At 65.6% G+C, this 6,616-nt stretch carries 5 protein-coding genes; all 5 read left to right on the forward strand.

The window, feature by feature from the left end; all coding sequences use genetic code 11:
* Window positions 1-105: 105 nt before the first annotated feature.
* Entirely contained in the window at window positions 106-303 is a 198-nt protein-coding gene (locus tag EN745_RS26600) for a hypothetical protein (protein ID WP_127422634.1), read from the forward strand.
* Window positions 304-359: 56 nt separating this feature from the next.
* On the forward strand, window positions 360-1,655 hold the full coding sequence (locus EN745_RS26605) for a nitrate/nitrite transporter (protein ID WP_127422635.1): 1,296 nt from the start codon (window positions 360-362) through the stop codon (window positions 1,653-1,655).
* Window positions 1,656-1,675: 20 nt separating this feature from the next.
* Window positions 1,676-4,126, forward strand: a complete 2,451-nt coding sequence (gene nirB / locus EN745_RS26610; protein ID WP_127422636.1) for a nitrite reductase large subunit NirB — start codon at window positions 1,676-1,678, stop codon at window positions 4,124-4,126.
* Window positions 4,127-4,364: 238 nt separating this feature from the next.
* On the forward strand, window positions 4,365-4,694 hold the full coding sequence (gene nirD, locus EN745_RS26615; protein WP_127407253.1) for a nitrite reductase small subunit NirD: 330 nt from the start codon (window positions 4,365-4,367) through the stop codon (window positions 4,692-4,694).
* A 4-nt stretch (window positions 4,695-4,698) separates the two neighbouring features.
* The coding region (locus EN745_RS26620; protein WP_245487843.1) for a molybdopterin-dependent oxidoreductase at window positions 4,699-6,616 on the forward strand (1,918 nt) is incomplete at its 3' end.

The following is a 6,616-nucleotide window of genomic DNA, read 5'->3' on the forward strand; positions in this document are numbered from 1 at the left end:
ATCCCGGATGGACGGACGCGGGCGACCTGGCCGGCAGCTTTTTTGTTTTGACCGAACACGCAATCGACGGCGCCGATCCCAGGCGGTGCCAAACCGGAGACGACGATGACGAAACGGATCGGAACTGACGCGGCCCTCGAGGACTTCACCCGCCGCGATTTCCTGGCCAGCAGCGCATTGACCGCCGCGCTGTTCACCGCCGCGCTGCTGCTCTTTCCCGTCGGCACCAAGACGGACGGCAAGGAGCCGGCAGTGATCGCGCACAGCGAGGTTTCGACCGGCACGCCGATGGCCCGTCGCTGACAATCGCGAACGAATAGACAAGAGCGGCGCCTCCCACGCCGCAAACCGGAGCCGACATGACTGCAATTCTCCCAGCCGCGCCCAGCCAGGAACCCAGGCAGGCGCTCGTGATGTCCACCATCGCCTTCACCGTCTGCTTCGCGGTGTGGACGATCTTCTCCATCATCGGCGTGCGCATAAAGCAGGAGCTTGGGCTGAGCGAGACGGAGTTCGGCCTGCTCATCGGCACGCCGATCCTCACCGGCTCGCTCGTGCGCATGCTGCTCGGCGTCTGGACCGATCGCTATGGCGGGCGGCTGGTCTACACCGCCGTCATGCTTTCGGCGGCGGTCGCGACCCTACTGCTCTCTTTTGCGCATACTTATGAGCAGATGCTGATCGCCGCGCTTGGCGTCGGTCTCGCCGGCGGTTCCTTCGCCGTCGGCGTCGCCTATGTTTCGCGCTTCTTCCCCGCCGGCAGGCAGGGCACGGCGCTCGGCATCTTCGGTGTCGGCAATGTCGGCGCCGCGGTCACCAAGTTCCTGGCGCCGCTCGTGCTGCTCGCCTGGGGCTGGCAGACGGTGGCGCAAATCTGGGCGGCGGCGGTCGTCGTCATGGCCATCGTCTTCTGGTTTACCACCGGCGACGATCCGGTCATCCGCGAGCGCCGTGCCGGCAGGGCGGCGCCGCCAAGGAGCTTCTGGCAGGAATTCGCGCCGCTGAAGAACCTGCAGGTGTGGCGCTTCGCCTTCTACTATTTCTTCGTCTTCGGCGCGTTCGTGGCGCTGTCGCTGTGGCTGCCGCGCTACCTGATCGGCGTCTATGGCTTCAACATCGCCACCGCCGGCATGATTGGGGCCGCCTATTCGATCCCGGCTAGCATCTTCCGCGCCTATGGCGGCGTGCTATCCGACCGCGTCGGCGCCCGCACCGTGCTCTACTGGACCTTCACGGTCTGTGCCGTCGCGACTCTCGTTCTGTCTCTCCCCTCGGCAGACTACGTCGTGCGCGGCATCAGCGGGCCGATCGCCTTCCATTTCGAGATCGGCCCGCTCGCCTTCATCGCCGTCGCCTGCGTGCTCGGCTTCTTCATGAGCCTCGGCAAGGCCGCGGTCTACAAGCACATCCCGGTCTACTACCCGAAGAATGTCGGCGCGGTCGGCGGCATGGTCGGCATGATCGGCGGGCTCGGCGGCTTCGTCCTGCCGATCGCCTTCGGCGCGCTCAACGATCTCACCGGCGTCTGGTCGAGCTGCTTCATGCTGCTCTTCGTCATCGTCGTCGGCTGCCTTGCCTGGATGCACCTCAGCATCCGCCGCATGGAGCGCGCCTCGATGGCCGAGACGCCAGCCCTTTCCTACGCGGCCGAGTGAAACCGGAACGGATCAGCAATATGACCGAGAAACTCGTCATCATTGGCAACGGCATGGCCCCCGGGCGCATGCTGGAGCATCTCCTGGAAAAGGCGCCGGATCGCTACCAGGTCACCATCTTCAACGCCGAGCCGCGCGTGAACTACGACCGCATCATGCTGTCGCCGGTCCTGTCGGGCGAAAAGGCCTATGAAGAGATCATCATCCACGGCGACGGCTGGTACATCAAGCACGGCATCACCCTCTACAAGGGCCACAGAATAGTCGCCATCGACCGCGCGGCGAAGACCGTCACCTCCGATCATGGCGTGACGGAACCCTACGACAAGCTGGTCATCGCCACTGGCTCGGTGCCGTTCATCATCCCGGTGCCGGGCAACAACCTGCCGGGCGTGCTGACCTATCGCGATCTGGACGACGTTCGCGCCATGATGCTTGCCGCTCAGTCGCGGACCAAGGCCGTGGTCATCGGCGGTGGCCTGCTCGGCCTGGAAGCCGCGGCCGGCCTGCAGGCGCAAGGCATGGACGTCACCGTGCTCCACGTCATGCCGACGCTGATGGAGCGTCAGCTCGATCCCGCCGCCGGCTACCTCCTGCAGCGCGCCGTGGAGGAGCGCGGCATCAAGGTGATCACCAAGGCCAACACCCAGGCCATCACCGGCAACGGCAAGGTCGAGCAGGTCGAGCTTGCCGACGGCACGATCATTTCGGCGACGCTGGTTGTCATGGCGGTCGGCATCCGGCCGAACGCGGCGCTGGCCAAGGAGGCGGGCATTGCTGTCAACCGCGGCATAGTCGTCGATGCCGGCATGCGCAGCAACGACCCCGACATCTTCGCGCTCGGCGAATGCGCCGAGGTCAACGGCATGGTTTACGGTCTGGTGGCGCCGCTCTACGAGATGGCGCGCGTCGCCGCCAGCCAGCTTGCCGGCGACGAGACGGCGGCTTTCGTCCATTCGGACACGCCGACCAAGCTCAAGGTCACCGGCATCGAGGTGTTCTCGCTCGGCGACTTCGCCGATGGCGACGACCGCCAGGAGATCGTGCTGCGCGATGCGTCGGCCGGCGTCTACAAGCGCCTGGTGCTGAAGGACGACCGCATCATCGGCACCGTGCTCTATGGCGAGACCGCCGATGGCGCCTGGTTCAACGACCTGAAGAAGAAGCAGACCGATATTTCGGAGATGCGCGACACGCTTATCTTCGGCCAGTCATACCAGGGGGGTGCCCCACTGGACCCTATGGCGGCCGTTGCAGCCTTGCCGGATGATGCGGAAATCTGCGGCTGCAACGGCGTCTGCAAGGGCAAGATCACCGGTGCGATCACCGGCAAGGGCCTGACCTCGCTCGACGATGTCCGGGCGCACACCAAGGCGTCCGCCTCCTGCGGCTCGTGCACGGGGCTGGTCGAGAAGCTGATGGTGCTGACCCTCGGCGACACGTACAACCCGGCCGCCGTGCAGCCGATGTGCTCCTGCACCACGCTCGGCCACGACGAGGTGCGCCGGCTAATCAAGGCCAAGGGACTGAAGACCATTCCGGCGGTGATGCAGGAGCTGGAGTGGAAGACTTCCTGCGGCTGCGCCAAATGCCGGCCGGCGCTCAACTACTATCTCGTCTGCGACTGGCCGGACGAATATGCCGACGACTACCAGTCGCGCTTCATCAACGAGCGTGTCCACGCCAACATCCAGAAGGACGGCACCTATTCGGTGGTGCCGCGCATGTGGGGCGGCGTCACCAGCGCCTCCGAACTGCGCGCCATCGCCGACGTCGTCGACAAGTTCGAGATCCCGATGGTCAAGGTCACCGGCGGCCAGCGCATCGATATGCTGGGCATCCGCAAGGAGGACTTGCCGGCGGTGTGGGCCGACCTCGGCCAGGCCGGTTTCGTCTCAGGCCATGCCTACGCCAAGGGCCTGCGCACGGTGAAGACCTGCGTCGGCTCCGACTGGTGCCGCTTCGGCACGCAGGATTCGACCGGCTTGGGCATCCGCATCGAGAAGTTCATGTGGGGCTCGTGGACGCCGGCCAAGGTGAAGATGGCGGTGTCGGGCTGTCCGCGAAACTGCGCCGAGGCGACCTGCAAGGATGTCGGCGTCATCTGCGTCGACAGTGGCTACGAGATCCATTTCGCCGGGGCGGCCGGCCTCGACATCAAGGGCACCGAGGTGCTCGGCCTGGTCAGGACCGAGGACGAGGCGCTGGAGCATATCGTGGCGCTGACGCAGATGTATCGCGAGCAGGCCCGCTATCTCGAGCGCATCTACAAATGGGCCAAGCGCGTCGGTATCGAGGAGATCAAGCGCCAGATCATGGACGACGGCGAAAAGCGCAGGGCTTACTACGAGCGCTTCGTCTTCTCCCAGAAATTCGCCCAGGTCGACCCGTGGTCGGAACGCGTTTCTGGCAAGGACAAGCACGAGTTCCGGCCGATGGCCTCGGTCGGGTTCGCGGAGGCGGCGGAATGATGGAGATGCTTGCGAATAGGATGTCGGTATCCGGTCGTACCAACCCCCTCTGGCCTGCCGGCCATCTCCCCCTCAAGTGGGGAGATCAGCAGCTTCGGCCTTGGCGCCCTTCCTCCAACCTTGGCGATTGGCGAAAGCAAGGCGGCTTGGGAATCTCCCCCCTTGAGGGGGAGATGGCCGGCAGGCCAGAAGGGGTCGGATCAACCAGGCTCGACTTGCAGCAAAAGGCCCTCACTCAATGACCTGGATCGCTATAGGCACCATCACCGACATCCCCCGCCGTGGCGCGCGCTGCGTTGCCACCCCGCAAGGCAAGATCGCCGTCTTCCGCACCGCCGACGACGAGGTCTTCGCCATCGAGGATCATTGCCCGCACAAGGGCGGACCGCTGAGCCAAGGCATCGTCCATGGCGCCGCGGTGACGTGCCCGCTGCACAATTGGGTGATCTCGCTCGAGACCGGCAAGGCGCTCGGTGCCGACGAGGGCTCGGTGCGCACCATCCCGGTGAAGCGGGAAGGCGAGCGCCTGTTCCTGGCGCTGGAAGCGCTGGCCAGCCGCGCGGCCTGACCCCATGGAGATCGACGAAGCACGCGAGGTGAGGACCACCTGCCCCTATTGCGGGGTGGGCTGCGGCGTGCTGGCGAAGGTCGCCGCGGACGGTGAAGTCACCGTCCGCGGCGACCCCGATCATCCGGCGAATTTCGGCCGGCTCTGCTCGAAGGGTTCGGCGCTCGCCGAGACCATCGATCTCGATGACCGGCTGCTCCATCCCGAAATCCACGGCCGCCGCGCCGGCTGGGACGAGGCGCTCGACCTCGTCGCCTCGACCTTCTCGCAGACCATCGCCGAGCACGGTCCGGACGCGGTCGCTTTTTATGTGTCAGGCCAGCTGCTGACCGAGGACTATTACGTCGCCAACAAGCTGATGAAGGGCTTTGTCGGCTCGGCCAACATCGATACCAATTCGCGGCTCTGCATGGCTTCCTCGGTCGCCGGCCACCGCCGCGCCTTCGGCTCCGACACGGTGCCGGGTTGCTACGAGGATCTGGAGCTAGCCGATCTCATCGTGCTGGTCGGCTCCAATCTCGCCTGGTGCCATCCCGTGCTCTACCAGCGCATCGCGGCGGCGCGCGAGAAGCGGCCCGGGATGAAGATCGTGCTGGTCGATCCGCGCCGCACCATGACCGCCGACATCGCCGACCAGCATCTGGCGATCGCGCCGGATGGCGACACCGCGCTGTTTTCCGGTGTCCTTGCCCATCTCGCGAAGAACGATGCGCTCGACCGCGCTTATATTGCCGAACATACCTCAGGCTTCGAGGAGACGCTGGCGGCTATCGCATCGCTCGATCTCGCCGGCATTGCCACCGCCACGGGTTTGAGCGAGGACGAGCTTTCGCACTTCTACGCGTTGTTCGCGGCAACGGAAAAAACCGTCACCGTCTACAGCCAGGGCGTCAACCAGTCGTCGCAAGGCACCGACAAGGTCAACGCCATCATCAACTGCCATCTCGCCACCGGCCGCATCGGCAAGCCCGGGGCAGGGCCGTTCTCGGTCACCGGCCAGCCCAACGCCATGGGCGGCCGCGAGGTCGGCGGCCTCGCCAATATGCTCGCCGCCCATATGGAGATCGAAAACCCTTCGCACAGAGCCCGCGTGCGCCGTTTCTGGAATGCGCCAGCAATGGCCGCGAACCCTGGCCTGAAGGCCGTCGACATGTTCAGGGCGGTGGCCGACGGGCGCGTCAAGGCGCTCTGGATCATGGCCACCAACCCGGTCGATTCGATGCCGGACGCCGATGCGGTGGAAGCCGCGATCAAGGCCTGCCCGTTTGTGGTGGTTTCCGACGTGCTGGCGAGCACCGATACCGTCCGCCATGCCCATGTGTCGCTGCCCGCCACCGCCTGGGGCGAGAAGGACGGCACCGTCACCAATTCCGAGCGCCGCATCTCGCGCCAGCGCGCCTTCCTGCCGGCGCCCGGTGAGGCAAGGCCGGACTGGTGGATCGTCGCCGAAGTGGCGAAGCGGATGGGATTTGCCGAGGCGTTTGCGCATGCCGGGCCGGGCGAGATCTTCGCCGAGCACGCCGCGCTGTCGGGTTATGAAAATGATGGCGCGCGGGATTTTGATATCGGCGCTTATGCCGGGATCAATGCTGAGGGCTATGAGGATTTGGCGCCATTCCAATGGCCAGCACCGGCCTTATCCTCTCCCTTGAGGGGAGGGTCGGAGAGCGCGTTGAGCGGAGCGAGACAAGCGAGCCGGAGAGGGGTCGGAGGTGAAGTCTCAGTCTCTGCCAACGAGGCCGAGACTGTCGCAGGCGACCCCCTCTGGCCTGCCGGCCATCTCCCCCTCAAGGAGGGAGATCAGCCCGCACCTCGACCTTCGCCAATCTCCAAAGTCGGAGAGTGGGCGCAGTCCGCAGTGCCGCTAGTCTCTCCCCTTGAGGGGGAGATGGCCGGCAGGCCAGAGGGGGTCGGTACGACTG

This window comes from Mesorhizobium sp. M4A.F.Ca.ET.022.05.2.1, assembly GCF_003998845.1.
Taxonomy (GTDB): Bacteria; Pseudomonadota; Alphaproteobacteria; order Rhizobiales; family Rhizobiaceae; genus Mesorhizobium.

Bases quoted from the DNA above. Each gene is read 5' to 3' on its own strand.
- EN745_RS26600 (WP_127422634.1), top strand. From the start codon at position 106: ATGACGAAACGGATCGGAACTGACGCGGCCCTCGAGGACTTCACCCGC.
- EN745_RS26605 (WP_127422635.1), top strand. From the start codon at position 360: ATGACTGCAATTCTCCCAGCCGCGCCCAGCCAGGAACCCAGGCAGGCG.
- nirB (WP_127422636.1), top strand. From the start codon at position 1,676: ATGACCGAGAAACTCGTCATCATTGGCAACGGCATGGCCCCCGGGCGC.
- nirD (WP_127407253.1), top strand. From the start codon at position 4,365: ATGACCTGGATCGCTATAGGCACCATCACCGACATCCCCCGCCGTGGC.